General features: G+C 75.6%; 22 protein-coding genes. 14 read left to right on the top strand and 8 right to left on the bottom strand.

Annotation, left to right across the window (positions count from 1 at the left end; all coding sequences use genetic code 11):
- Positions 1-65: 65 nt before the first annotated feature.
- Together WAB14_RS08250 and WAB14_RS08255 are read right to left on the bottom strand one after the other, a co-directional pair.
- Positions 66-287, bottom strand: a complete 222-nt coding sequence (locus WAB14_RS08250) for a hypothetical protein (RefSeq protein ID WP_340269081.1) — start codon at positions 285-287, stop codon at positions 66-68.
- A 282-nt stretch (positions 288-569) separates the two neighbouring features.
- Positions 570-719 carry a hypothetical protein gene (locus WAB14_RS08255; RefSeq protein WP_340269082.1) on the bottom strand — a complete coding sequence of 50 codons (150 nt, stop codon included), beginning with the start codon at positions 717-719 and terminating at the stop codon, positions 570-572.
- Positions 720-972: 253 nt separating this feature from the next.
- Here WAB14_RS08255 and WAB14_RS08260 point away from each other — a divergent pair, with 253 nt between their 5' ends.
- Positions 973-2205 carry a nicotinate-nucleotide--dimethylbenzimidazole phosphoribosyltransferase gene (locus WAB14_RS08260; protein WP_340269083.1) on the top strand — a complete coding sequence of 411 codons (1233 nt, stop codon included), beginning with the start codon at positions 973-975 and terminating at the stop codon, positions 2203-2205.
- 17 nt (positions 2206-2222) lie between these two features.
- On the opposite strand, the gene gcvT is transcribed toward WAB14_RS08260, so the two are convergent.
- A complete protein-coding gene (gene gcvT / locus WAB14_RS08265; RefSeq protein ID WP_340269084.1) occupies positions 2223-3374 on the bottom strand; it encodes a glycine cleavage system aminomethyltransferase GcvT in 1152 nt (383 codons plus the stop codon).
- A 133-nt stretch (positions 3375-3507) separates the two neighbouring features.
- Between gcvT and WAB14_RS08270 the strand changes: the two genes are divergently transcribed.
- The 4 genes from WAB14_RS08270 (at position 3508) to WAB14_RS08285 (ending at position 9470) form a co-directional block, all read left to right on the top strand.
- Positions 3508-5097 (top strand): leucyl aminopeptidase, encoded by a 1590-nt coding sequence (locus WAB14_RS08270; RefSeq protein WP_340269085.1) that lies wholly within the window; start codon positions 3508-3510, stop codon positions 5095-5097.
- 68 nt (positions 5098-5165) lie between these two features.
- Positions 5166-6551, top strand: a complete 1386-nt coding sequence (gene lpdA / locus WAB14_RS08275) for a dihydrolipoyl dehydrogenase (protein ID WP_340269086.1) — start codon at positions 5166-5168, stop codon at positions 6549-6551.
- A gap of 47 nt (positions 6552-6598) precedes the next feature.
- Entirely contained in the window at positions 6599-8569 is a 1971-nt protein-coding gene (gene sucB / locus WAB14_RS08280) for a 2-oxoglutarate dehydrogenase, E2 component, dihydrolipoamide succinyltransferase (RefSeq protein ID WP_340269087.1), read from the top strand.
- 10 nt (positions 8570-8579) lie between these two features.
- A complete protein-coding gene (locus WAB14_RS08285; RefSeq protein ID WP_340269088.1) occupies positions 8580-9470 on the top strand; it encodes a TIGR01777 family oxidoreductase in 891 nt (296 codons plus the stop codon).
- Positions 9471-9477: 7 nt separating this feature from the next.
- Here WAB14_RS08285 and WAB14_RS08290 read toward each other — a convergent pair whose 3' ends face one another.
- Complete coding sequence (locus WAB14_RS08290; RefSeq protein ID WP_340269089.1) at positions 9478-10548, bottom strand: protein kinase domain-containing protein; 1071 nt, start codon at positions 10546-10548, stop codon at positions 9478-9480.
- 71 nt (positions 10549-10619) lie between these two features.
- On the opposite strand from WAB14_RS08290, the gene WAB14_RS08295 reads away from it, so the two are divergent.
- From WAB14_RS08295 to WAB14_RS08310, 4 genes are read left to right on the top strand one after another with little or no spacing between them, the layout of a single operon-like run.
- Positions 10620-12077: an FAD-dependent oxidoreductase gene (locus WAB14_RS08295; protein ID WP_340269090.1), complete on the top strand. Its 1458-nt coding sequence runs from the start codon at positions 10620-10622 to the stop codon at positions 12075-12077.
- Between the two features lie 37 nt (positions 12078-12114).
- Positions 12115-12849 carry a Type 1 glutamine amidotransferase-like domain-containing protein gene (locus WAB14_RS08300; protein WP_340269091.1) on the top strand — a complete coding sequence of 245 codons (735 nt, stop codon included), beginning with the start codon at positions 12115-12117 and terminating at the stop codon, positions 12847-12849.
- Positions 12846-13898, top strand: a complete 1053-nt coding sequence (cobT, locus tag WAB14_RS08305; RefSeq protein ID WP_340269092.1) for a nicotinate-nucleotide--dimethylbenzimidazole phosphoribosyltransferase — start codon at positions 12846-12848, stop codon at positions 13896-13898. The genes WAB14_RS08300 and cobT overlap by 4 nt, the downstream gene beginning before the upstream one ends.
- A complete protein-coding gene (locus tag WAB14_RS08310) occupies positions 13895-14713 on the top strand; it encodes an adenosylcobinamide-GDP ribazoletransferase (protein WP_340269093.1) in 819 nt (272 codons plus the stop codon). The genes cobT and WAB14_RS08310 overlap by 4 nt, the downstream gene beginning before the upstream one ends.
- A 36-nt stretch (positions 14714-14749) precedes the next feature.
- On the opposite strand, the gene WAB14_RS08315 is transcribed toward WAB14_RS08310, so the two are convergent.
- Entirely contained in the window at positions 14750-17281 is a 2532-nt protein-coding gene (locus WAB14_RS08315) for an MMPL family transporter (protein WP_340269094.1), read from the bottom strand.
- A gap of 108 nt (positions 17282-17389) precedes the next feature.
- On the opposite strand from WAB14_RS08315, the gene WAB14_RS08320 reads away from it, so the two are divergent.
- Positions 17390-17854, top strand: a complete 465-nt coding sequence (locus WAB14_RS08320; RefSeq protein ID WP_340269095.1) for a MarR family winged helix-turn-helix transcriptional regulator — start codon at positions 17390-17392, stop codon at positions 17852-17854.
- Entirely contained in the window at positions 17851-18552 is a 702-nt protein-coding gene (gene lipB / locus WAB14_RS08325; RefSeq protein WP_340269096.1) for a lipoyl(octanoyl) transferase LipB, read from the top strand. Before WAB14_RS08320 ends, lipB begins: the two co-directional genes overlap by 4 nt.
- A gap of 24 nt (positions 18553-18576) precedes the next feature.
- On the opposite strand, the gene WAB14_RS08330 is transcribed toward lipB, so the two are convergent.
- Together WAB14_RS08330 and WAB14_RS08335 are read right to left on the bottom strand one after the other, a co-directional pair.
- Positions 18577-19440 carry a nucleoside hydrolase gene (locus WAB14_RS08330; protein WP_340269097.1) on the bottom strand — a complete coding sequence of 288 codons (864 nt, stop codon included), beginning with the start codon at positions 19438-19440 and terminating at the stop codon, positions 18577-18579.
- A gap of 94 nt (positions 19441-19534) precedes the next feature.
- Positions 19535-20461, bottom strand: coding sequence for an LLM class F420-dependent oxidoreductase (locus WAB14_RS08335; RefSeq protein ID WP_340269098.1), 927 nt, complete (start codon positions 20459-20461; stop codon positions 19535-19537).
- Between the two features lie 74 nt (positions 20462-20535).
- Between WAB14_RS08335 and lipA the strand changes: the two genes are divergently transcribed.
- Positions 20536-21468: a lipoyl synthase gene (lipA, locus tag WAB14_RS08340; protein WP_340269099.1), complete on the top strand. Its 933-nt coding sequence runs from the start codon at positions 20536-20538 to the stop codon at positions 21466-21468.
- 21 nt (positions 21469-21489) lie between these two features.
- Positions 21490-22209 (top strand): DUF4191 family protein, encoded by a 720-nt coding sequence (locus WAB14_RS08345; protein WP_340269100.1) that lies wholly within the window; start codon positions 21490-21492, stop codon positions 22207-22209.
- A 22-nt stretch (positions 22210-22231) separates the two neighbouring features.
- On the opposite strand, the gene WAB14_RS08350 is transcribed toward WAB14_RS08345, so the two are convergent.
- Positions 22232-22726 (bottom strand): RDD family protein, encoded by a 495-nt coding sequence (locus WAB14_RS08350; protein ID WP_340269101.1) that lies wholly within the window; start codon positions 22724-22726, stop codon positions 22232-22234.
- A gap of 202 nt (positions 22727-22928) precedes the next feature.
- Between WAB14_RS08350 and glnA the strand changes: the two genes are divergently transcribed.
- Positions 22929-24353: a type I glutamate--ammonia ligase gene (gene glnA / locus WAB14_RS08355; RefSeq protein WP_340269102.1), complete on the top strand. Its 1425-nt coding sequence runs from the start codon at positions 22929-22931 to the stop codon at positions 24351-24353.
- Positions 24354-24374 lie beyond the last annotated feature (21 nt).

A 24374-nucleotide genomic window follows, 5' to 3' on the forward strand; every position in this document is an offset into this window, starting at 1 on the left:
GACGGCGCTGAGCCACGGCGGACCAGCACCGCCCCGTCGGGGGCGGGCCGGGGCGCTCGTCCCGGTCAGCCCTCGGCGGGGTGCAGGCTCATCGGCCCGTACACGACCTCGTCGCCGTGGAGCAGGCTGACGGCGTCCACACCGGCGTCGAGGAGCTCCCGCCACGTCTCACCGACCCACGACTCCGCCTCGGCCTGCGAGGGGAAGGCGGCCGCCGGTAGCGAGGGGTCGTCGAGCACCGTCCCGCCCGTCGCCTCGTACCGCCAGGACCACGGACCAGCGCTCATGTCGTCACGCTAGCGGGGGGCGGCCGCCGCGCCACACCGTCCGGGAACCGGACCGCCGGGCGTCGGTCGGCCGTCCTCCCTCACCACGACGTCCGGAAACCGGACCACACGGCGTCGCACGCCCGGCCCCGCTCACCACGACGTCCGGAAACCGGACCCCATGGCCACGGACCTGACCCGGGAACGGCTGAGGCCGGGCAGGACGTAGGCGTCCTGCCCGGCCTCGGGCTCGTGGGCCGTCACGGCCGGGCACGTGGGCCCGGCGGACGACGTGGCGACGGCTCAGCCGTCGGTGGGCTCCATGGTGGCCATGTCGTCCATCATGGTGGCCGTGTCCTCGACCGCCGGGTCGTCGACCGCGGGGTCGGTGGTCGCCCCGTCGTCGGCGCAGCCGGCGAGCAGGGTGGCGCTGGCGAGCGTGGCGACGGCCACACCGGAGATGGTCCTGCGCATGTTTCCTCCCGAAAAGTGCGCGTGCCCGGGGCATGCCCGGGAGCCGTCGGCGACGGCGGTTGGGAACACTAGAACTGCTACCCATTCGGACGCACACTCCAATCCTGTGACGAACCCGACGTTTGGCGCGGACGCCGTGTCGGGGAAGAGTGAGGCCCCGCCGCCCCGGGCCGAGGCCCGTGAACACGGGGCCCGTACGGCAGGGGCGCCGTCGCCGGGCACACTCTGGGCCGTGACGAGCGACACGCCGGTCGAGCCCCAGCCGGAGCCGCCCACGCGCGCGGAGGCTCTCGCCGAGGACGCCGAGCCTCCCCGCACGGCCGCCGCGGCGCTGCAGGAGCTCGTCGGCGACCTGCGCCCGCCGTCGCGGGGGGCCGAGCAGCGGGCGAGGGGTCGTCTGGACGACCTGCTCGGCCCGCCCGACTCCTTCGGCTCACTGCAGCGCCTCGCGGTCTGGTGGGCCGGGGTGACCGGCGAGCCCACGGCCCCACCCCCCGGACGCGTCGGCGTCGTCGTGCTCGCCGCGGACCACGCCGTCGCGGCGCGGGGCGTGTCGGCGCTGCCCCTCGGTCACACCGCCGTCGCCGCCCGCGCCGTCCGGGACGGCCGCGCCGCCGTCAGCGCCGCTGCCGCCCTGCTGCCCGGTGAGGTGCGTGTCGTCGAGGTCGACGTCGCGGGCCCCCGCGGCCCACGGGCCCGCCCCTTCGACGTCGAGGACGCCCTCGACGAGGCGCTGCTCGAGCGGTCACTCGCCCTCGGGACCGACCTCGCGGACGATCTCTTCACCGAGGGTCACGACCTCGTCGTCCTCGGCGACGTCGGTGTCGGGACCACGACGACCGCTGCGACGGCCGTGGGGGCGGTGCTCCGCCGACCGGTGCTCGACGTCGTCGGGCGTGGGAGCGGGGTCGACGACACCGCGTGGATGCGCAAGGCCGTGGTCGTGCGGGAGGGCCTGCGCCGCGCCCGCGCCCGTCCGCGGGACGTCGCCAGCGTCCTGTGCACCGTCGGCTCGCCCGACCTGGCGGCCGCCGTGGCGCTCCTGCTGCGCTGCTCGGCCCGCCGCGTCCCTGTCGTCCTCGACGGGCCCCTCGCCGTGGCGGCGGGCGTGCTCGCGAACCGGGTCGCCCCCGTCGCCCGGCAGTGGTGGCTCGTGGCCGAGCGGACCGACGAGCCGGCGGTCCACCGCGCCCTCGAGACGTTCGCGATGACACCCGTGCTCGACCTCGGGGTGCGGGCCGGCAGCGGTCTCGCGGGGGTGCTCGCCGCGCAGCTGCTCCGCAGCGCCGTCGCCGTCGCGCTCGGCACCGTGACGACAGAGGCCGCGTGGCCGGTCCACGAACCGGTCGAGCCCGAGGAGCCGGAAGAGCCGGACGAGCTCGAGACGCCCGACGGGGCCGACGAGCCCGACGAGCCCGACGAGCCCGAGGAGCCCGAGGAGCCCGAGGAGCCCGAGGAGCCCTGACCTGAGGCCGGCGCGACTCAGTCGCGCACGTGCGACGGCACGAAGGGCGGGCGCTGCACGCGGCACGGCAGCACGCGCCCGCGGACGTCGAGGACCACCTCGTCGCCGTCGGACAGTCCTGCGGCGGTGTCGAGGAGCGCGAGCGCGATGCCGGTGCGGGTCGTCGGGGAGAACGTCCCGGACGTCACGGTGCCGACCCGCGGGCCCAGGGCCGGTGCCGTGCCGCCCTCGGCGGCGGGCACGTGGACGGCCATGCCGGCGCGGGGCACCCCGCGTCCGGTCGCGACGAGGCCGGTCGCGCGACGCGCCGGGCCGGACTCCTTCTCCGCGACGACGGCGTCGCGGCCGGTGAACCGCTCCTTGCGCCAGCCGACGGCGAAGCCGAGCCCCGCCTGCACGGGGCTGACGTCCCGCGAGATGTCGTTGCCGTGGAGCGGGTAGCCCATCTCCGTCCGCAGCGTGTCGCGGGCGGCGAGCCCCGCCGGCAGGCCGCCCTCGGCGGCGACCGCCTCGCGGAGGCGCTCCCACACCTCGAGCGCGCGGGCCGCGGGCACGAGGACCTCGTAGCCGCGCTCCCCCGTGTACCCCGTCCGGCACACGACGGTCCGCTCGGCACCCGCCGTCGCGTCGCCGGAGACGACGAACGACATGTAGTCGTGGCCGTGCGGGAGCCCGGCCGCCGCGAGGACGGCGTCGCTGCGCGGGCCCTGGACGGCGAGCACGGCGACGTCCCCGTGGACGTCGACGACCTCGACGCCGGCCGGTGCCCCGTCGCGCAGCCGCCGCACCACCTCCGCGGCGTTGGCGGCGTTCGGCACGAGGACGAGGTCGTCGTCGGCGACCCGGTACACGATGAGGTCGTCGACGATCCCCCCGGACTCGTCGAGGCACAGCGTGTACTGCGCCTGACCCGCCTCGATGCGCGACAGCGCGTTGCTCAGCACGGAGTCGACGTGCGCGAGCGCGCCGTCGCCGCGGACGAGGACCGTGCCGAGGTGCGACACGTCGAAGAGACCGACCCGCTCGCGCACCGCGGCGTGCTCGGCGAGGGTGCCGGCGCCGTGCTCGACGGGCATGAGCCACCCCCCGAACTCCGCGAGGCGGGCACCGGCCGCCTCGTGGGCGGCGTGCAGCGGCGGACGGACCAGGGCAGAAGAGGTGTCGACCACGCGGGCACCGTAGTCTCACCCCGCAGTCAGCCCCGTGCCCTGCGGCGGCGCCCCCCCTGCAGGCGCGTCGCGGTACGGGCAGCCGCCGAGACGCCGCACGTCCCGCGCCGCGCGGGACGAGGAGAGGAGCCCCGTGAGCCCCGCCACCGCCCCGCACCCGACCGTCCCCACCGCCGCCCTCACGACGAAGAAGCTGTCGGCGGTCGAGGCGGACGCCGCCGTCGTCGGCATGGTGAGCACCTCCGACGGCGCCGCGGTCGCGGTCGACGACCTCCCGTCGGACAGCGTCCACGCCCTCGAGGCCGCCGCGGCGGCGCTCGACTTCACCGGCTCCGCCTCGACGACCCTGCGGCTGCCGGGCGTCGAGGGGCTCGAGGTCGACCAGGTCGTGCTCGTCGGGCTCGGGAGCACCGACGACGAGGACGCCCCGTCGACGGACGTCCTGCGTCGCGCCGCGGGCGCCGCGGTGCGCGCCGTCTCGAAGGCGTCGACGGTCCTCGTCGTGCTGCCGTCGGAGGGCGCCGAGCAGGTCCGCGCGGTGACGGAGGGCGCCCTGCTGGGCGGGTACCGCTTCACCGCCTACAAGTCCGGTCTCGCCAAGGGCGCCACCCGCGACAGCGCCGGCAAGGGCAGCAAGGACGACGACGGACGCACGAAGGGCGTGCGGGAGGTGCTCGTCCACGCCGGCGGCCGCCGGGACAAGGCGACGAAGTCGGCCCTCGAGCAGGGCGTCGTCACCGCCGAGGCCGTCGCGCTGGCCCGCGACCTCGTCAACACGCCGCCGCTCGACCTGCACCCCGGCACCTTGGCCGACCGCGCCGAGGAGGCCGTGCGCTCCCTGCCGGTCAAGGCGAGCGTCCTCGACGAGAAGCAGCTCGCCCGCAAGGGCTACGGCGGCATCCTCGCCGTGGGGCAGGGCTCGTCGCGGCCGCCGCGGCTCGTCACCCTGTCGTACTCTCCCAGCCGCGCGAAGGCGCACGTCGCCCTCGTCGGCAAGGGCATCACGTTCGACACCGGCGGCATCTCGCTCAAGCCGCCCGCGTCGATGCCCGGCATGAAGGCCGACATGGCCGGGGCCGCGGCCGTCCTCGCGACGGTCGTCGCGGCCGCGCGGCTGCAGCTGCCCGTGGCGGTGACGGGTTACCTCGCCCTCGCGGAGAACATGCCCGGAGGCGGCGCCCAGCGTCCCAGCGACGTCATCACGATGTACGGCGGGCGCACCGTCGAGGTCCTCAACACCGACGCCGAGGGCCGTCTCGTCATGGCCGACGCCATCGTCACCGCGACGGAGCTCTCGCCCCGTCCCGACGCCCTCGTCGACGTCGCGACCCTCACCGGCGCGCAGGTCGTCGCCCTCGGCAGCCGGGTGTCCGGTGTCATGGGCAACGACGACGCGCTGCGCAGCGAGGTCGTCGCCAACGCCGACGTCGCGGGCGAGGAGATGTGGCCGATGCCGCTGCCGGAGCACCTGCGGCCGACGATGGACTCCACGGTCGCCGACATCGCCAACATCTCGAGCAAGCGCGACGCCGGGATGCTCACCGCCGGCGTGTTCCTCAAGGAGTTCGTCCCCACCGGCGGGGAGGACCACCTGCCGTGGGCGCACGTCGACATCGCCGGGCCCGGCTTCAACGAGGGCGGCGCCTTCGACCACGTCCACAAGGGGGGCACCGGCGCGGCCGTCGCCACGCTCGTGCGCCTCCTGGAGAACCGCTCGGCCTGAGGTGGTTGGATTGTCACCGACCGCCCGGAGCACAGCCGCCCCAGCGGGGCGGGGAACGAGGAGCCCCAGTGCCTGACCAGGACACCGACCAGTTCGACGTCGTCATCCTCGGCGGTGGCAGCGGCGGCTACGCCTGCGCCCTCCGCGCGGCCGAGCTCGGCATGAGCGTCGCGCTCGTCGAGAAGGACAAGCTCGGCGGGACGTGCCTGCACCGCGGCTGCATCCCGACGAAGGCGCTGCTCCACGCCGCCGAGGTGGCCGACGCCGCGCGGGACTCCGAGCACTTCGGCGTGAAGGCGACCCTCGAGGGCGTCGACGTGCCCGCCGTCACGAAGTACCGCGAGGGCGTCGTCGGCCGGCTGTACAAGGGCCTCCAGGGCCTCGTGAAGAGCCGGAAGATCACCTACGTCGAGGGCACGGGCCGCCTCGCGGACGCCCACACCGTCGAGGTCGAGGGCCGCCGCCTCAGCGGCCGCAACGTCGTGCTCGCGACCGGCTCCTACGCCCGCACGCTGCCGGGGCTGGAGATCGGCGGGCGCATCATCACGAGCGACGGCGCGCTCGCGCTCGACCACGTCCCCCAGAAGGTCGTCGTCCTCGGCGGCGGCGTCATCGGCGTGGAGTTCGCGAGCGTGTGGCGCTCCTTCGGCGCCGAGGTGACGATCGTCGAGGCGCTGCCGCGGCTCGTCGCGGCCGAGGACGAGGCCGTGTCGAAGGCGTTCGAGCGGGCGTACCGCAAGCGGGGGATCTCCTTCAGGACCGGCGTGAAGTTCACCGGCGCCACGCAGGACGACGACGGCGTCACCGTCTCGCTGGAGAACGGCGACGAGCTGCGCGCCGACCTCCTGCTCGTCGCCGTCGGGCGCGGCCCGGTGACGGAGGGCCTCGGCTACGAGGACGCGGGCATCACCGTCGAGCGCGGTTTCGTGCCCACCGACGAGCGCCTCCGCACGGGCGTGGAGAACGTGTACGCCGTCGGCGACATCGTCCCGGGCCTCCAGCTCGCGCACCGCGGCTTCGCCCACGGCATCTTCGTCGCGGAGGAGATCGCCGGGCTCGACCCCGCACCGGTCGTCGACGTCGAGGTGCCGCGGGTCACGTACTCCGAGCCGGAGATCGCGAGCGTCGGTCTCACCGAGGCCCAGGCGAAGGAGAAGTACGGTGACGACAACGTCGCGACGTACGAGTACAACCTCGGCGGCAACGGCAAGAGCCAGATCCTCGGCACGGCGGGCTTCGTCAAGCTCGTCCGCGAGAAGGACGGCCCGGTGGTCGGCGTCCACGCCGTCGGCGCCCGCATGGGCGAGCAGATCGGCGAGGGGCAGCTCATCGTGAGCTGGGAGGCCTACCCCGAGGACGTCGCCTCCCTCGTCCACGCCCACCCGACGCAGAACGAGTCGATGGGCGAGGCGCACCTCGCCCTCGCCGGCAAGCCGCTGCACTCCCACGCCTGACCCCGACCCCACAGCCGCCGCACCACACCCACGGAGGACGACCAGACATGGCGAACCCGGTCAACATGCCGCCCCTCGGCGAGAGCGTCACCGAGGGGACGGTCACGCGATGGCTCAAGCAGGTCGGCGACCGGGTGGAGCAGGACGAGCCCCTGGTCGAGATCGCGACCGACAAGGTCGACACCGAGATCCCGTCCCCCGTCGCCGGGGTGCTGCTCGAGATCTCGGTGCCCGAGGACGAGACCGCGGAGGTCGGCGCGCAGATCGCCGTCATCGGCGAGGAGTCCGAGGCCTCCGGGGGCGACGGCGGTGGCGACGACACCGGTGACGGTGGCGCGAGCGAGGATGACGGCGGCGACGCGGAGCCCGCCACCGAGGACGCCGGCGACGGTGGCCCCGGCGACGAGGCCGCTGCCCAGGAGGACGCCGACGAGCCCGCGGAGGCGCCGAGCGCCGCCGCGGACGCCCCCGCGGAGAAGCCGCACGCGGACACGCAGGAGGGCGACGGCGGCACGGAGATCGTCATGCCCGCGCTCGGGGAGAGCGTCACCGAGGGCACCATCACCCGCTGGCTCAAGCAGGAGGGCGACACCGTCGACGTCGACGAGCCGATCGTCGAGGTGTCCACGGACAAGGTCGACACCGAGGTGCCCTCCCCCGTCGCGGGCACGGTCCTGCGGATCCTCGTCCAGGAGGACGAGACCGCCGAGGTCGGGGCGGCGCTCGTCGTGGTCGGTGACCCGTCGGCCGGAGGCGACTCGTCGGGCGGAAGCGACTCGTCGGGCGGGGAGGAGCCGTCCGCCCAGGAGCAGGAACCCGAGCCGGAGCAGCCCGCGGCCGACGTCGAGGACGCCGCGGCCGAGGCGAGCCCCGAGCAGACGCCCGGCACGCCCGAGGCGAAGGAGCAGGCGGCGGACGCCGCCGGCGAGGGCGACCGCGGCCCCACGGCCGAGGACTCCGCCGCCGCGCAGTACACCTCGCCGGCCGGCCAGACGTCCGAGGGCGCCGGCTCCGGGTCGCAGGGCATGACGGCCGTCGGCGGCGGGGACCAGAGCGGCTACATCACCCCCATCGTCCGCAAGCTCGCCGCCGAGCGCGGCGTCGACCTGTCGAGCGTCACCGGCAGCGGCGTCGGTGGGCGCATCCGCCGGCAGGACGTCCTCGCGGCCGCCGACGCCGCCGACAAGGCCGCCCGCACGCCTGAGCCGGCGGCGCAGCGGCAGGAGACGACGGAGGCCCCGGCGGCCCAGGCGGAGCAGCCGGCCGCCTCGGCCCCGAAGCCGACGGCCGCCGCGTCCCCCAAGCGCGGCACCCGCGAGAAGATGAGCCGGCTCCGCAAGGTCATCGCCCAGCGGATGGTCGAGTCGCTGCAGGTGTCGGCCCAGCTCACCACCGTCGTCGAGGTCGACGTCACCCGCGTCGCGGCGCTGCGCGCGCGGGCGAAGGACCGCTTCGCCGAGCGCGAGGGCGTCAAGCTGTCGTTCCTGCCGTTCTTCGCCCTCGCGGCGGTCGAGGCCCTCAAGCAGTACCCGGTCGTCAACGCGAGCATCGACGGCGAGGAGATCGTCTACCACGGCGCCGAGCACCTGGGCGTCGCGGTCGACACCGAGCGGGGCCTGCTGGTGCCGGTCATCAAGGACGCCGGCGACCTCAACATCGCCGGGCTCGCCCGGAAGATCTCCGACCTGGCCGCCCGCACGCGCGACAACAAGGTGAGCCCGGACGAGCTCAGCGGCGGCACGTTCACCCTCACCAACACCGGCAGCCGCGGCGCGCTGTTCGACACGCCGATCCTCAACCAGCCGCAGGTCGGCATCCTCGGCACCGGCTCGGTCGTCAAGCGCCCGACGGTGGTGAAGGACAGCGAGGGCAACGACTCCATCGCGATCCGCTCGATGGTGTACCTCGCGCTGTCCTACGACCACCGCATCGTCGACGGCGCCGACGCGGCCCGCTTCCTCTCCGCGGTCAAGGGCCGTCTGGAGGAGGGCGCGTTCGAGTCCGCGCTCGGGCTGTGAGCCGCGCGCGGTGAAGGTCGCGGTCACGGGGGCGTCGGGCCTCATCGGCTCGGCGCTCGTCCCGGCCCTGCGGACGTCCGGGCACGACGTCGTCCGCCTGGTCCGACGCGACGTCCGGGCCCCGGACGAGGTCCGCTGGGATCCCGCCGGGGGCACGGTCGACCTCGCGGGCCTCGCGGGCACGGACGCGGTGGTCCACCTCGCCGGCGCCGGCGTGGGGGACCACCGTTGGACCGACTCCTACAAGGAGACGATCCTCCGGTCCCGGGTCGACGGCACCCGGACGATCGTGCGGGCGATGACGCAGCTGGACCCCGCGCCGGGCGTCCTGCTCTCCGGCTCGGCGGTCGGCTACTACGGGGACCGCGGCGAGGAGGTGCTCCTCGAGGGCTCCGCGAAGGGCGACGGCTTCCTCAGCGACGTCGTGCAGGCGTGGGAGGCGGAGACCCTGCCCGCGAGCGAGGCCGGGATCCGCACCGTGCTGCTGCGCACGGGGCTCGTCATGGCGAGGGGCGGCGGCGCGTTCGGCCGGCTGCTGCCGATCCTCCGCGCCGGTGTGGGCGGACCCATCGGCGACGGCCGGATGTGGTGGCCGTGGATCACCCTGCTCGACGAGGTGCGCGCGATCGAGTTCCTCCTCGACGCCGACGTCGCCGGGCCCGTCAACCTCGGCTCGCCCAGTCCCGCGCGCAACGGGGACGTCACCCGCGCGGTCGGCCGGGCGCTCGGTCGTCCCACGGTCGTCCCGGTGCCCGGCTTCGCGCTGCGGGTGGTGCTCGGGGAGTTCGCCGACGACGTCACGTCGAGCCAGCGGATGGTTCCCGAGGTGCTGTCCGAGGCGGGTTTCGACTTCGTCCACGCCGACCTCGACAACGCGGCCCGCTGGCTCGTCGAGCAGTAGCCGCACCTCACCGCCGCCCCACCGCCACGAGGACCCACCGGTCACCGCGGGTGGCGCCCAGAACCAGCCGCACGAGCTCTCGACGCGCCGGCCCGGCGGCGGGGCGGGTGACGAGCTCGACGTCGACGACCTGTCTCGTACCGTCGGCTGCGTCGGAGGGCACCGGGACGACCGACACGACGTCGAACCGGACGGCGACAGGACCGCCCGCGAGGACCCGCCGGTCGGCCGCCAGGCCCGCCGAGCCCGACGCGTGGACGTCCGCGAGCGCGGCGAGGTCCCCGCCGCGCAGCGCGGCCTCGCGCTGCGCGACGAGCGTGCGCACCCGCGCGTGCAGCACCGACGGATCCGACGCCGCCGGGAGGCCCACCTCCGGGGCGCCCACCTCCGGGGAAGGACCGGGGGCGTCACCCGCGAGCGTCGGCGCCACGAGCACCAGCGCCAGCACGAGCGCTGCGAGGACACCGCCGGCGCCCGGCGCGACCAGCGCGCCGGGTCCCGCCCGCCTCGGGGACGTCGGTCGCGTCCGCTCCTGACCCCGTGGTCGGTGACGCGGGCGCGCCGGCGCCGGTCCCCGGACGGCACGCGCGAGCTCGGCGGCGGTCGGGCGACGCGCCGGGTCCGGATCGAGCGCGGCGGTGATGGCGACAAGGAGCGCGTCCGGGCACTCGGGGGCCAGCAGCCGAAGCGGGAGCCGGTCCTCGGCCGCCGGTGGTGGCGGCCCACCGGTCAGGGCGACCCACGCGACCGCCCCGAGGGCGTACACGTCGGCGGGTGGCGTCGCTCCCGTGCCCGCGAGCGACTCAGGAGCCGCGTAGCCCGTCGGACCACCACCGGTGCCGGCCACCGCCCGCGCCACGGCGAGACGCGGTCGTCCGGCGCTGTCGAGCACGACGCCTCCGGGGTGGACGGCGCCGTGCGCGGCGCCTCGTGCGTGGAGCACGGCGAGGGCCTCGGCGACCGCGACGACCAGGTCGCCGACCTCGCGCGCGGGCAGGAAGCCACGCGCGGACAGCCGCGCCGCCAGCGTCCCCACGACCCTCGCGCCACCGGCCCGCGTCCCGCCCTGCCCGACCACGGGACCAGCCCACCACGGGTGGGGCCCTCCCCGCAGGCGTCGTCCACAGGCCTCCGGCTACCGTGCACTCCGTGCCAGCCGACCCTTCCGCCCCCGGCGGCCCCGGCTCGGTACGCGCGCCGGGGGTCCCCTCGGTCCACGCGCCGGGCGGCCCCGTCGCGCACGTGGCGCGGTCCGGCGTCCCGGCCGCCGCCGACGTCGTCGTGGTGGGCGCAGGTCTCGCGGGTCTCGCGTCCGCGCGCGGCCTCATGGGGTCCGGGCTCGACGTCGTCGTGCTCGAGGCAGGCGACGCGGTCGGCGGCCGGGTGCGCACCGACAGCACCGACGGGGTCTACGCCGACCGCGGATTCCAGCTGCTCAACCCGGCCTACCCCGTCCTGCCGTGGTTCCTCGACGTCGACGACCTGGGGCTCCAGGCCCTGCCCGCCGGGGTGGCGACGACCAGGCCGGGCACCGGCACGACCCTGCTCGCCGACCCCGTCCGCGAGCCGGCCGCGCTGCCCGGCATGCTCCGCTCCGGTCTGCTGGACGCCCGCGACCTGCTCGGCGTCGTGCGGCTCGCGCTGCGGGCCGTGCTCTCGCCGGTGCGGCGCCTGGAGGACGCCCCGGACGTGGGCTGGCACGAGGCCTTCGACCGCGCCGGGCTGACCGGCCCGCTGCGCCGGCAGGTGGTGGAGCCGTTCCTCACCGGCACCCTCGCCGACGCCGAGGGCTCCACCTCGCGCCGCTACGTCGACCTGGTCCTCCGCTCCTTCGTCCTCGCCGCGCTGGGGCGTCCCCCCGGACTGCCCGCGGGGGGCATGCAGGCACTGCCCGACACCGTCGCCTCGTTCCTGCCGCCGGACACCGTGCGCACCGGCGTCCGCGTCGACGCCGTCACCCCGACGGGGGACGCCTGGACCCTCAGCACGTCGACCGCCGACGGGCCCGTGACCGGTGCGGCCGGGGAGCAGCAGCTGCGCGCCCGCTGCGTCGTGCTCGCCGCCGAGGCCTCGACGACCGCAGCGCTCCTGCAGCGCCCGGCCCCGGGCGAGCGCGCCCTCACGACCGTCTGGCACCTCACGCCCGAGCCCCTGCCGCTGGGACGGCGGGCGCCGTACCTCCACGTCGACGGCGGCGGCGCGCACCGGCGCCGCCTCGGGCTGGTGAACACGGTCGTCGTGTCACGCAGCGCCCCGTCGTACCTCCCGGCGCCGCTGCGGGGCGGCCGCGACCTGGTCGCGACGAGCGTCCTCGGGACGCTCGGTGAGGACCGTGCCGCCGCCCTCGCGCACGTGCGGGGAGAGGCGGCGCGCGTCCTGGGTGTCCCGCCGGCGCTCCTCGGCGAGGAGGTGGCGGTGCACGAGGTGCCGAGGGCCCTGCCCCGCGCCGAGCCCCCGCTCGCGGTGCGGCGCCCGGTCGACCTCACCGACGGGCGCTTCGTCGTCGGCGACCACCGCGACACCCCGTCCATCCAGGGGGCGCTGGTGTCGGGGCGGCGGGGCGCGGCGGCGGTCGTCCGCCACCTCGGCCTGACGCCGCCCCGCTGAGCCCCCCCACCCGACCCGACCCGCAGGAGGACCGCCCGTGCCCGCCGACGCCCCCACCATCGTCGCGACGTCCGGGGGGTGGGTGCCGGGGCACCGCACCCGCCTCGCCTTCGGCCCGCTGCTCCACCACTGCCTCGACCTGTCCGGCGCGCACGGCCGCACCCCCCGCGTGACCGTGCTCCACACGGCGGGCGGCGACCAGGCGCACTGGCAGCAGTGGGCGAGCGAGGCCGGCCGCGCCGCCGGGGTGGACCTCACGAACCTCGCGCTGTTCCCCATGCCGAGCGTCGACGACGCGCCCGGGCACCTGCACGACGCCGACGTGGTGTGGGTCAACGGCGGCTCGGTCGTGAACCTCCTCGCCGTCTGGCGCGCCCACGGCCTCGACCGGGTGTTCCGTGACGTGTGGCAGGCCGGTGTGGTCCTCGGCGGGGTGAGCGCGGGCTCCATCTGCTGGCACACGGGCGGCACCACCGACTCCTTCGGCCCGGACCTCGACCCCGTGACCGACGCGCTCGGGCTCCTGCCGTACGCCAACGGCGTCCACTACGACTCGGAGGAGCGGCGCCGTCCCCTGGTCCACGCCCTCGTCGGCGACGGGACCCTCGGGCGCACGTACTGCACCGACGACGGCGTCGGGCTCGTCTACCGGGGCACCGCCCTCGTCGAGGCCGTCGCGGAGCGTCCCGGCGCAGGCGCCTACGTCGTGGAGCGGGGACCGGACGGCACGGCCGTCGAGGAGCCGCTCGACGTGCGCCGGCTGCCGGCGTGAGGGCGCCCGACGCCACCGACGTCCCGGCGCCCGACGCGGCCGCCGCGGCCGCCGCCCGTGAGCGGCTCGCCTCGCTCGCGACACCGCCGGGCGCCCTCGGCCGGCTCGGGGAGCTCGCCGTCTGGTGGGCGGGCGTGCGGGGGGTGCCGGTGCCCCCGGCGCCCCGGCGCGTCGACCTCCACGTCGTCGCCGGCGACCACGGCGTCGTCGCGCGGGGCGTGTCGGCGTTCCCCGCCGCGGTGACCCCCCTCATGGTGCGGGCGTTCCTCGACGGCGGCGCGGCGGCCACGGTGCTCGCGCGGCAGCTCGGCGTCCACGTCCACACCCACGACCTCGCCGTCGACACCGACTGGCCGCCCGGCACCGACCCCGCCCTCACTGCGCACAAGGTGCGGCGCGGCTCCGGCAGCATCGACACCGACGACGCACTCACCCCCGAGGAGACCGACGCCGCGCTCGCCGCGGGCGCCGCGCTCGCGGACGCCTCCGTCGACGCGGGCGCCGACCTCCTCCTCGTCGGGGACATGGGCATCGGCAACACGACGCCGGCGGCGGCGCTCGTGTGCGCGCTGCTCGACGGCGACCCCGCTGTCCTCACCGGGCGGGGGACGGGCGTCGACGGGGACGCCCTCGCACGCAAGCGGGAGGTCGTCACGGCCGCCGTCACCCGCGCCCGCGACGCGCACGGCGACGACCCCCGGCGGCTGCTGGGTGGGCTGGGGGGTGCCGACCTCGCCGCCATGGCGGGTCTGTGCGCGCGGGCGGCCCGCCGCCGCACGCCCGTCCTGCTCGACGGGGTCGTCGTCACGGCCGCGGCACTCGCCGCGGAGCGGGCGGCCCCCGGGTCAGCGGCGTGGTGGGCGGCCGGGCACCGTTCCGCCGAGCCCGCGCACTCCCCCGCCCTCGTCGCCCTCGGCCTGGACCCCCTGCTCGACCTCGGGATGCGTCTCGGCGAGGGCAGCGGGGCGCTCGCCGCCCTGCCGCTGCTGAGCTCGGCCGCGACCCTGCTCGCCGAGACGGCGCTCCTCGCCGACGTGCTGCCCGGGTGAGCCGCCGCAGCGGGCGTGCCGGGTCGCGCGGGCGCTCCGGACACGTGGTCGACGGGCTGCGGCTCGGCTTCGGGACCCTCACCGTGCTGCAGGTCCCGGCGCCGAGGAGCGTCGACCGGGACGCCGCGGCCGTCGCCATGGTGACGGCCGTCCTGCCGGGCGCCGTGGTCGGGCTGGGTGTCGCGGCGACCGCGACGCTGCTCGTCCTGCTCGGGGTGCCCGCCGCGCCCGCAGGGGTGGCCGGTGTCGGCGCGGGGGTGCTCCTCACGCGCTTCCTCCACGTCGACGGCCTCGCCGACACCGCCGACGGCCTGGTGGCCGGTCGTACCGCCGAGCGCGCCCTCGAGGTGATGCGGCGGGGCGATGTCGGGCCTGCCGGCGCGACCGTGCTCGTGCTCGTCCTCGGCGGCCAGGTGCTCGGCGTGGGCGCCGTCGTCGCCGGGGTCGCCTCGGGTGCGGCGCCGTGGTGGTCCGGAGCGCAGCTCGTCCTGGCGTGGGCGGCGTCCCGCGCGGTCCTCGCCCTTTTGTGCGTGCGGGGCCTGCGCCCTGCCCGTTCCGGCGGTCTCGGCGCGGCCGTCGTCGGCAGCGTCCCCGTCGCGCTCGCGCCCGTGCCGCTCCTGCTGTGCGGCGCGGTGGGAGCGGTCGCCGGGCTCGGCCCCGCTCCCGCCGTGCTCGTGCCGGTCGCCGCGGCCGCGGCGGCGGGTGCCGTGGCGTGGCACGGCACCCGGCGTCTCGGCGGTCTCACCGGCGACGTGCTCGGCGCCGGGGTGGAGGTCGCCCTCCTCGCGGCGATCCTCGTGCTCGCCGCGACCTGACGGGCGCGACGGGCGACGGCGCCCGGCTCGCCTCCCTCAGCCGGCGGCGACGGGCTCCGGCTCCTCCACGTGCCTGCCGTGCCCGGCGGCCACCTGCTCCCCCGGCGCGTCAGCCCGTGACAGCCGGTGCGGCCACCACACCCGCCGCCCGATGTCGTACGACAGCGCCGGCACGAGGAGCGAGCGCACCACGAGGGTGTCGAGGAGGACGCCGAACGCGACGATGAACGCGATCTGGGCGAGGAAGAGGATCGGGAGCACCCCGAGGGCCGCGAACGTCGCCGCGAGGACGACGCCCGCCGACGTGATGACCCCGCCCGTGACCGCCAGCCCGGACAGGATCCCGGGCCGGGTGCCGACGCGCGCCGACTCCTCCCGCACCCGCGTCATGAGGAAGATCGAGTAGTCGATCCCGAGCGCGACGAGGAAGACGAAGCCGAAGAGCGGGACCGCCGGGTCCGCACCGGGGTAGCCGAGCACGTACGTGAAGACGAGGGCCGCGGCGCCGAGCGTCGCGGCGAAGGACAGGATGTTCGCGGCGAGGATGAGCGCCGGCGCGACGATGCTGCGCAGCAGGAGCGCGAGCACGACGAAGATCACCCCGAGGACCACCGGGATGATCCGGTAGAGGTCGGCCGTCGACACCTGCAGCACGTCGAGCTGCTGCGCCGTGGACCCGCCGACGAGTGCCTCCTCCGACACCGCGTCCAGGTCCTCCCGCAGCCGCTCGACGGTGTCCTGCGCGGCGAGGGAGTCCGCCGGGTCGGCGAGAACCGCCTCCACCTGCACGCGGCCGTCGCTGACGACGGGCTCGCCGGGCTGCGTCGGGTCGGACCCCGGCGCGCGCGTCAGGTCGGCGGACGTGACGCCCGGGTCCGCACGGACGACGTCGAGGACGTCGTCGGCGAGGACCTCGTCGGCGAGGACGAGGGTCGGGGAGTCCGCCCCGGCCGGGAAGTGCTCCGCGAGCACGTCCTGGCCCGCGACGGACTCGACCTCGACGAGGAACACGTCGGACTGGGCGACCCCGGTGGCGTCGAGCAGCGGCAGGCACGCCGCCAGGGCGCCGAGGCCGACGACGGTCGACACCCACACGCGGCGGGGTCGGCGCCCGACGAGGCCCGCGACCCGCGCCCACACGCCGCGGCCCTCCGGTCCGACCTCCCCCAGGTGCGGCTCCGCCGGCCAGAAGACCCAGCGCCCGGCGCCCGTCGGCTCCCCCGCCGCGGCCCGCGCCCGGCGACGTCGGCGCAGCCGGAGCCCCACGAGGACCGCGACGGCGACGGCGACGACGGCACCGACGACCGCCGCGGCGAGGACCGCGGTCGCCGACCCGCCCGAGAGCGCGGTCACCGCGGCCGGGACGCCTGCCCCCGCCGCCACCGCCAGCAGCCCGATGACGGGCGCGGGGACGAGGAGCGCGGCCGGCAGGAACGTGAGGGCCGACAGCATCGCCGTGACGATGCCGACGGAGGCGACGGGCCCCAGGCCCCGGTTGCTGCCGAGGTCGGACAGCAGCAGGCACAGCAGGCCGAGGATGACCGTCGCGCCGGAGGCGACGACCGGCTCGACCGCGCGGCGCCAGGCGGTCCGCATGGCGGCGTAGCGGTCGTCGGTGCGGCGCAGCTCCTCCCGGTAGCGGGCGACGAGGAGCAGCGCGTAGTCGGTGGCGGCACCGACGACGAGGATGAAGAGGATCCCCTGGCTCTGGCCGTTGAGGTCGACGACGCCCTCCCGCGCGAGGACGTACACCACGACGCTGGCCGCGGCGAGGGCGAAGACGGACGACAGGATGACGAGGAAGGGCAGCGCGGGGCTGCGGTAGACGAGCAGCAGGATGACGAGGACGGCGGTGAGCGCGACCCCGAGCAGGATCCCGTCGATCTCGCCGAACGCCGCGGTGAAGTCGGCGAGGGTGCCCGCCGGACCCGCGACGTACGAGGTGAGACCGTCGGGCAGCGCCTCGTCGTCGGCCTCCCGGAGCGCCTCCACGACGACGGGCAGCGCGCTCTCACCGTCGGCGAGCTGCTCCTCGACCGCGTCGGCGTCGAACGGGAGGAGGACGAGCACGGCCTCGCCGTCCGCCGCGGGGACCAGCGGCAGCGGGCCCGCTCCCGGTGGGCCGGCCGGGGCCGCCCCGGCGTCCGGGAGGGCGAGGAAGTCGCCCACCACGGCGTCGGCGAGGTCGTCGTCCGTCGTCCCGACGACGACGGGCTCGTCGGGGACACCGGCGGCGAGGTCCCCCACGGCCTGCAGCTCCTCCGGGCCGAGCGGCTCGCCGTCCGTGCTCTCGACGACGAGGAAGGCGGGGAAGGTCGCGTCGTCGCGGAAGCCCTCGGCGAGCTCCGTGACCAGCGTCGACTCGACGCCGTCCGGCAGGAACGCGGCGGCGTCGTTCTCCTGCACCTCCGCGAGGCGGCCCTGGAAGGGTCCGCCGACGCTCGCGACCGCGAGCCACACGAGCAGCAGCACCGCGGGCACGAGCCAGCGGACGCGGGACGTGGGGGCGGGCGGTGCCGCTTCGGCCGCCGCCGGGGCGGCGCGGTGGGCGGGGCTGCCGTCGGCCACGACAGTGTCCTTTCGTCTGCGAACCATCAGCAGGCGTACGATATAGGGGTGGGACCGACCCGGCACGCCGAGGCCGACGGGGCTAGCGTGCGACCTGTGGTGACGTCGGTGCCAGACCCTGCGGCCGCCGCGGCGGCACCGGGCGACGACGACGTCACGACGTGGGCGACCGGGCGCCTGCTGTCGACGGCGGCGCGGCTCGTCGAGCAGCGCTGGAACGAGGGCCTCGCCGCGCACGGCCTCACCCACGCCGGCTTCGGGGTCCTCGCGCACCTGCTGCAGCAGCCGCTGTCGCAGCACGAGGTCGCGGCGCGCACGAAGGTCGAGGACCAGACGATGTCGCGGACCCTCGACCGCCTCGAGCGGGCGGGACACGTCGAGCGGTCCCCGGACCCGGCGGACCGGCGTCGCCGCCTCGTCCGGCTCACCGACGCCGGCCGCGCGGCCTTCGTCGACGTCGCCGGGTCCGGTCTCGACCTGCGCATCGTCGACGACGTCGTCGCGGAGCACTGCGACCTCGCGGACTTCCGCGCGGCGCTCGTCGCGCTCCTCGGTGCGACGATGGAGCCGTGAGCGCCCCGATCACGACCAGCACCACGACCGCGGCCACCGACGCAGCCGCTCCCTCGGCACGCGTCCTCGTCGAGCGGCTCGACGGCCTGGTCCCCTACCTCGACGGCTGGCAGCGCCAGCGCGAGGAGCACGAGAAGGTCGTCCACGGTGGACCGGGCCGCCTGCTCCTGCTCGAGCACGAGGCCGTCTACACCGCCGGCAAGCGCACCGCCCCCCACGAACGACCGATCGACGGCACCCCGGTCGTCGACGTCGACCGCGGCGGCAAGATCACGTGGCACGGTCCGGGACAGCTCGTCGGCTACCCGCTCGTGCGCCTGCCGGAGCCCGTCGACGTGGTCGCGTACGTGCGGCGGCTCGAGACCGCGCTCATCGCCGTGTGCGCGACGCTCGGCCTCGCGACCGAGCAGGTCGAGGGGCGTTCCGGGGTGTGGGTCCGGGGCGACGGCTCCCCCGGCCCGCGCGGTCGCGACCGCAAGGTCGCGGCGATCGGGATCCGGGTGGCGCGGGGCGTGACGATGCACGGGTTCGCGCTCAACTGCGACTGCGACCTGTCGTGGGCCGCACCGATCGTCCCGTGCGGCATCCCGGACGCGGGCGTGACCTCGCTGAGCGAGGAGCTCGGCCGCCGGGTCACTGTGGAGGCGGTCCTGCCTCTCGTCGAGCGCGAGGTCCTCGCGGTCCTGCCGGCCGGCTGAGCCGGCAGGACGGGCCTCCCGGACTCAGCCGAAGAACGCCTCCAAGGTGTCGACGAACCACGCCGCCAGGGCGGCCCCGTCGACGTCCTCGACGACGTCCACGTCGGTCCACCCCTCCCCTGCCGGTGGGCCCGACGCCCGTCGGTCGACGACGGTCTGACCCCGGGCGGGACCGCCGTCCACCTGCACGGCGACGGGCCTGCGCCGCACGGTGACGAGATCGGGTCGCGCGAGGGCGGCGACGGCGCCCGCGTCCCCGATGGTCGCGTCCGGCGCGCCCTCCTTGGCCGCGGCGGCGAGGAGGAGGCGACCGGCCAGCCGGAGCGCGGGGTGCGCGGCCTCGCTCAGCGCGCGGACCCGGTCGGGGGGAACGCGGACCCGGCCGAACACCTCCAACCCGTACATCGTGACCGGTACGCCGCACCTGCCCGCCGTCCGCAGGACCGTGTCGGCGGCCGCGGGATCGTGGTGGACGTTGAACTCGGCGGCGGGGGTGACGTTGCCCCCGCTGCCGCTCCCGCCCATGAAGTGGATGCGGCCGAGCCGGGCGAAGGCAGCCTCGTGTGCCCGCGCGAGGTCGGCGACGGTCGACTGGGGACCGAGCGGGACCAGCGTGAGGCCGCCCTCGACGGCCAGCCGCGCCAGCGCGTCCGTCGCGCGCTCCTCGACAACCGCCAGCGGTGGACGCCCGCGTGACGCGTCCGGGGCCGGCCGGCAGCCCATGAGCCCGTCGGCGCCCTGCCACCGCTCGCCGACCTCGACCGCCGGCCCGCCGCCGGGGTGCGCGAGCCCGGCGTGGACGGGGAGGTCCGCACCGGCCGCGGCGAGCACGGCCGTCGTGTTGGCGAGGACGTCGGGCAGGTCGGTGTTGCCCCCGACGCACGTCACGGCCCGCAGGTCGAGGGCCGGCTCGGCGACGGCAGGGCGAGGGCGTCGTCGACGCCCGTGTCGACGTCGAGGACGACGGTCAGCGGCCGGCTGCTCACCGCACGCGCGGCAGGACCTCCTCGGCCACCAGCCGCAGGTGGTCGAGGTCGTGGAGGTCCATGACCTGCAGGTACACGCGTTCGCACCCGATCGCCGCCCACCGCTGCAGGGTCTCGACGACCTCGTCGGGCGTGCCGGCGACGCCGTCGGCGCGCAGCCGCTCCGCCGTGCCGCCGGCGGCCACCGCTCGCCGCTCGACCTCCGCGTCGTCGGCGCCCACGGCGACCGTGAGCGCCGCCGAGAACGTCATGGTCGCGGGGTCGCGGTCGACGGCCTCGCACGCGGCGCGCACCCGCCCGAACTGGGCCTCGACGGTGTCGAGCGCGGCGAACGGCATGTTGAACTCGTCGGCGTGGTGCGCGGCGAGGCGCGGGGTCCGCTGCTTCCCGCCGCCGCCCACGATGACCGGCACGTGCTCCTGCGCGGGCTTGGGCAGCGCGGGGCTGTCGACGACGCGGTAGTGCTCGCCCTCGTAGGAGAAGCTCGCCCCGAGCGGGGTGCCGAGGAGACCCGTCACGACCGCGAGCTGCTCCTCGTAGCGGTCGAAGCGCTCCTTCACCGGCGGGAAGTCCAGTCCGTACGCCTCGTGCTCCCGCGCGAACCAGCCGGCGCCGAGACCGAGCTCGACGCGCCCGCCCGACATCCGGTCGACCTGCGCGACGGAGATCGCGAGCGGGCCGGGGTGCCGGAACGTCGCCGCCGTGACGAGCGTGCCGAGGCGGATCGTCGAGGTCTCCCGGGCGAGCCCCGCGAGCGTCACCCACGCGTCGGTCGGGCCGGGCAGGCCGTCGCCGCTGAACGCGAGGTAGTGGTCGGAGCGGAAGAACGCCCCGAACCCGCACTCCTCGGCCGTGCGGGCGACCGCGAGGAGGTCCTCGTACGAGGCGCCCTCCTGGGGCTCGGTGAACACGCGCAGCTCCATGCGCGGGAGCCTATGGAATGCGCCGGCGCACCGCGCCGCAGGACGCGGTCGCGACGCGGCGTACCGTGGGACGCGTGACTGTCGCCCCCGAAGGTCGTCGCATGCTGCGGGTCGAGGCGCGCAACGCCTCCGTCCCCATCGAGAAGAAGCCGTCGTGGATCAAGACGCGGGTCCGCACCGGCCCCGAGTACACCGCGCTGCAGAAGCTCGTGAAGGACGAGGGCCTCCACACGGTGTGCCAGGAGGCGGGCTGCCCCAACATCTTCGAGTGCTGGGAGGACCGCGAGGCGACGTTCCTCATCGGCGGCGGGCAGTGCACCCGGCGCTGCGACTTCTGCCAGATCGACACCGGCCGGCCGGAGCCGCTGGACCGCGACGAGCCGCGGCGCGTCGCGGAGAGCGTGCAGACGATGGGCCTGCGGTACGCGACGGTCACCGGCGTCGCCCGGGACGACCAGCCCGACGGCGGTGCGTGGCTGTACGCCGAGACGATCCGGCAGATCCACACCCTCAACCCCGACACCGGCGTCGAGATCCTCGTCCCCGACTTCAACGGCGTGCCGGAGCTGCTCCAGCAGGTCTTCGACGCCGCACCCGAGGTGTTCGCCCACAACGTCGAGACCGTGCCCCGGGTGTTCAAGCGGATCCGACCGGCGTTCACGTACGAGCGCTCCCTCGACGTCCTCACGCAGGGTCGCGCCGCGGGGCTGGTGACGAAGTCGAACCTCATCCTCGGCATGGGCGAGACCCGCGAGGAGGTGTCGCAGGCGCTGCGGGACCTCCACGAGGCCGGTACCGACCTCATCACCATCACCCAGTACCTGCGTCCCACGCCGCGCCACCACCCCGTCGAGCGGTGGGTGAAGCCGGAGGAGTTCGTCGAGCTGCAGGACGAGGCCCGGGAGATCGGCTTCCTCGGCGTCATGTCCGGTCCCCTGGTCCGCTCGAGCTACCGCGCGGGCCGGCTGTACCGGGAGGCGCTGGCGGCGCGCTCCGCCGTCGCCTGAGCCGCCCCTATCCTCGGGGCCATGGCCCGCAAGGACTTCCCCGCCGCCGACGCCCCGAAGAAGCAGGGCCGACTCAAGCAGTTCGCCGCCGTCTGGCGCCTCACGACCCAGTACGACAAGGCGGCGCCGCTGTGGGTGATCGGCTCCGCGCTCGTCGTGCTCGCCGTCGGCGTGGTCCTCACGCTGGTCGTGGCCGGCAGCGTCTTCACGACCGTCATGGGCGTCCTCACGGCGGTGCTGACGGCGCTGCTCGTCGGGCTGTTCGTCCTCACCCGCCGGGCCGACAAGGCGCTGTTCGCGCAGGTCGACGGACGGCAGGGCGCCACGGCCATCGTCATGCAGCAGCTGCGGCGCGGGTGGACGACGTCGGAGGAGCCCGTGGGGGCGGACCCGCGCACCGGTGACCTCGTGTTCCGCGCCGTCGGCAAGCCGGGCATCGTCCTGCTCGTCGAGGGTCCGCTGCCGCGGACGCTCCGCCTCGCGGAGTCGGAGAAGAAGCGGCACTCCCGCGTGGCGTCCGGCGTGCCGGTGCACGTGGTCCACGTCGGCAACGGCCCCGACCAGACGCCGCTGCGCAAGGTGTCGCGACGGCTCATGCGCATGCCGCGCACCCTCACCGGCGCCGAGGTGAGCGCCGTCGTCAAGCGGATGCAGGCGCTCGGCGGCCTCCGCGCCGCCGTGCCGAAGGGGATCGACCCCTACCGGGCCCGCGCCGACCGGCGCGCGATGCGGGGCCGCTGACGCCCCTCGGCGTCGAGGCCGGCTAGCGGCGCACGACGACGGTCCCCGCTGCGCGGTCGTGCAACCCGCGGGAGTCCTCGTCGAGGACCACGGCGGGCACGACGAGCGCGAGCAGGAGCGTGCGGACCAGCGCCGGCAGCGGACCCACGGCCGAACCGTCCGGTCGCACGACGACGAGGCCGAGCACGCGGTGACCCACCGCGGTGCCGATCGTCCCGACGAGCAGCACCTGGACGACGACGAACACCACGAGCGGACCGAAGGAGCCGAGGCCGTCGAGGAACGCCCCCGCGACGAGGACGGCGAGGAGCCAGTCGACGAGCAGGGCGAGGGCACGGCGCCCGACGCCCGCGACCGAGCCCGGTCCCTCCGCCGGACGCCCGAGACGCTGACCCGGGTACGCCTGCGTGCTCTCGCGCGGCCCCCCGGGTCCGCTCAGCCAGCCACCGAGGGCCCCCCGTCGGGCGGACCCGTCGTCCCCGTCGCCGTCCGCGCTGCCGTCCCGTCCGGTCGCCACCGGTCCAGCCTACGGAGCCGTCACACGGCTGTGACGGGCGCCCGCCGCTCGTCACGTGCCCGAAACACACGGGACACGGTGGCGACACCGCCCGTGTCTAGCGTGCCGGTCGACGCCGTGATCCGTACCGTGCCCCGCGAACCCGCTGCGCACGCCGTCCGGTGTGCACCCTGCCCGAGCACCGCCTGCGACAGGAGATCAGATGTTCAGCTCCGCCGACGAGGTCCTCAAGTACATCGCCGACGAGGGCGTCGAGTTCGTCGACGTCCGCTTCTGCGACCTGCCCGGCATCATGCAGCACTTCACGATGCCCGCCGCCGCCTTCGACGCCTCGGCGTTCGAGGACGGGCAGATGTTCGACGGCTCGTCCATCCGCGGCTTCCAGGCGATCCACGAGTCCGACATGAAGCTCATCCCGGACCCCGCGACCGCCTACGTCGACCCGTACCGCAGCGCCAAGACGCTCGTCATCACCCACTCGATCGTCGACCCCTTCACGAGCGAGCCGTACAGCCGTGACCCGCGTGTCGTCGCCGCGAAGGCCGAGGCGTACCTCAAGGGCACCGGCATCGCCGACACCGCGTTCTTCGGCCCCGAGGCGGAGTTCTACGTCTTCGACGACGTGCGGTTCGAGACGAAGCAGAACACCGGCTACTACGAGATCGACTCCATCGAGGCGCAGTGGAACACCGCGCGCCAGGAGGAGGGTGGCAACCGCGGCTACAAGACCCGGTACAAGTCCGGGTACTTCCCGGTCTCCCCTACCGACCACTTCGCCGACATGCGCGACGACATGGTCCGCACGCTGACGCAGGTCGGTCTCGAGGTCGAGCGTGCGCACCACGAGGTCGGCGCCGCCGGTCAGGCGGAGATCAACTACAAGTTCAACACGCTGCTCCACGCCGCCGACGACCTCATGAAGTTCAAGTACGTCATCAAGAACACGGCGTGGAAGCACGGCAAGACCGCGACGTTCATGCCGAAGCCCGTCTTCGGCGACAACGGCTCGGGCATGCACGCGCACCAGTCGCTGTGGAAGGACGGCGAGCCGCTGTTCTTCGACGAGTCCGGCTACGGCGGGCTGTCCGACACAGCCCGCTGGTACATCGGCGGCATCCTCGCCCACGCCCCCGCACTGCTGGCGTTCACCAACCCGACCGTCAACAGCTACCACCGCCTCGTGCCGGGCTTCGAGGCACCCGTCAACCTCGTGTACTCCGCGCGCAACCGCTCTGCGGCGATCCGCGTGCCGATCACCGGCTCCTCGCCGAAGGCCAAGCGGATCGAGTTCCGGGCGCCCGACCCCTCGAGCAACCCGTACCTCGCGTTCGCGGCCATGCTCATGGCCGGCATCGACGGGATCAAGAACCGCATCGAACCCGCGGCCCCGGTCGACAAGGACCTCTACGAGCTGCCGCCCGAGGAGCACGCGAACATCCCGCAGGTGCCGACGACGCTGCCCGAGGTCCTCAGGGCCCTGCAGGAGGACCACGACTTCCTCACCGAGGGCGACGTCTTCACCTCCGACCTCATCGAGACGTGGGTCGAGTGGAAGACCGAGAACGAGGTGCTGCCGATCCAGTCGCGGCCGCACCCCCACGAGTTCGAGCTGTACTACGACATCTGAGGTCGGGTGTCGGCGCGCTGC

It is taken from the genome of Aquipuribacter nitratireducens (assembly GCF_037860835.1).
GTDB lineage: Bacteria > Actinomycetota > Actinomycetes > Actinomycetales > JBBAYJ01 > Aquipuribacter > Aquipuribacter nitratireducens.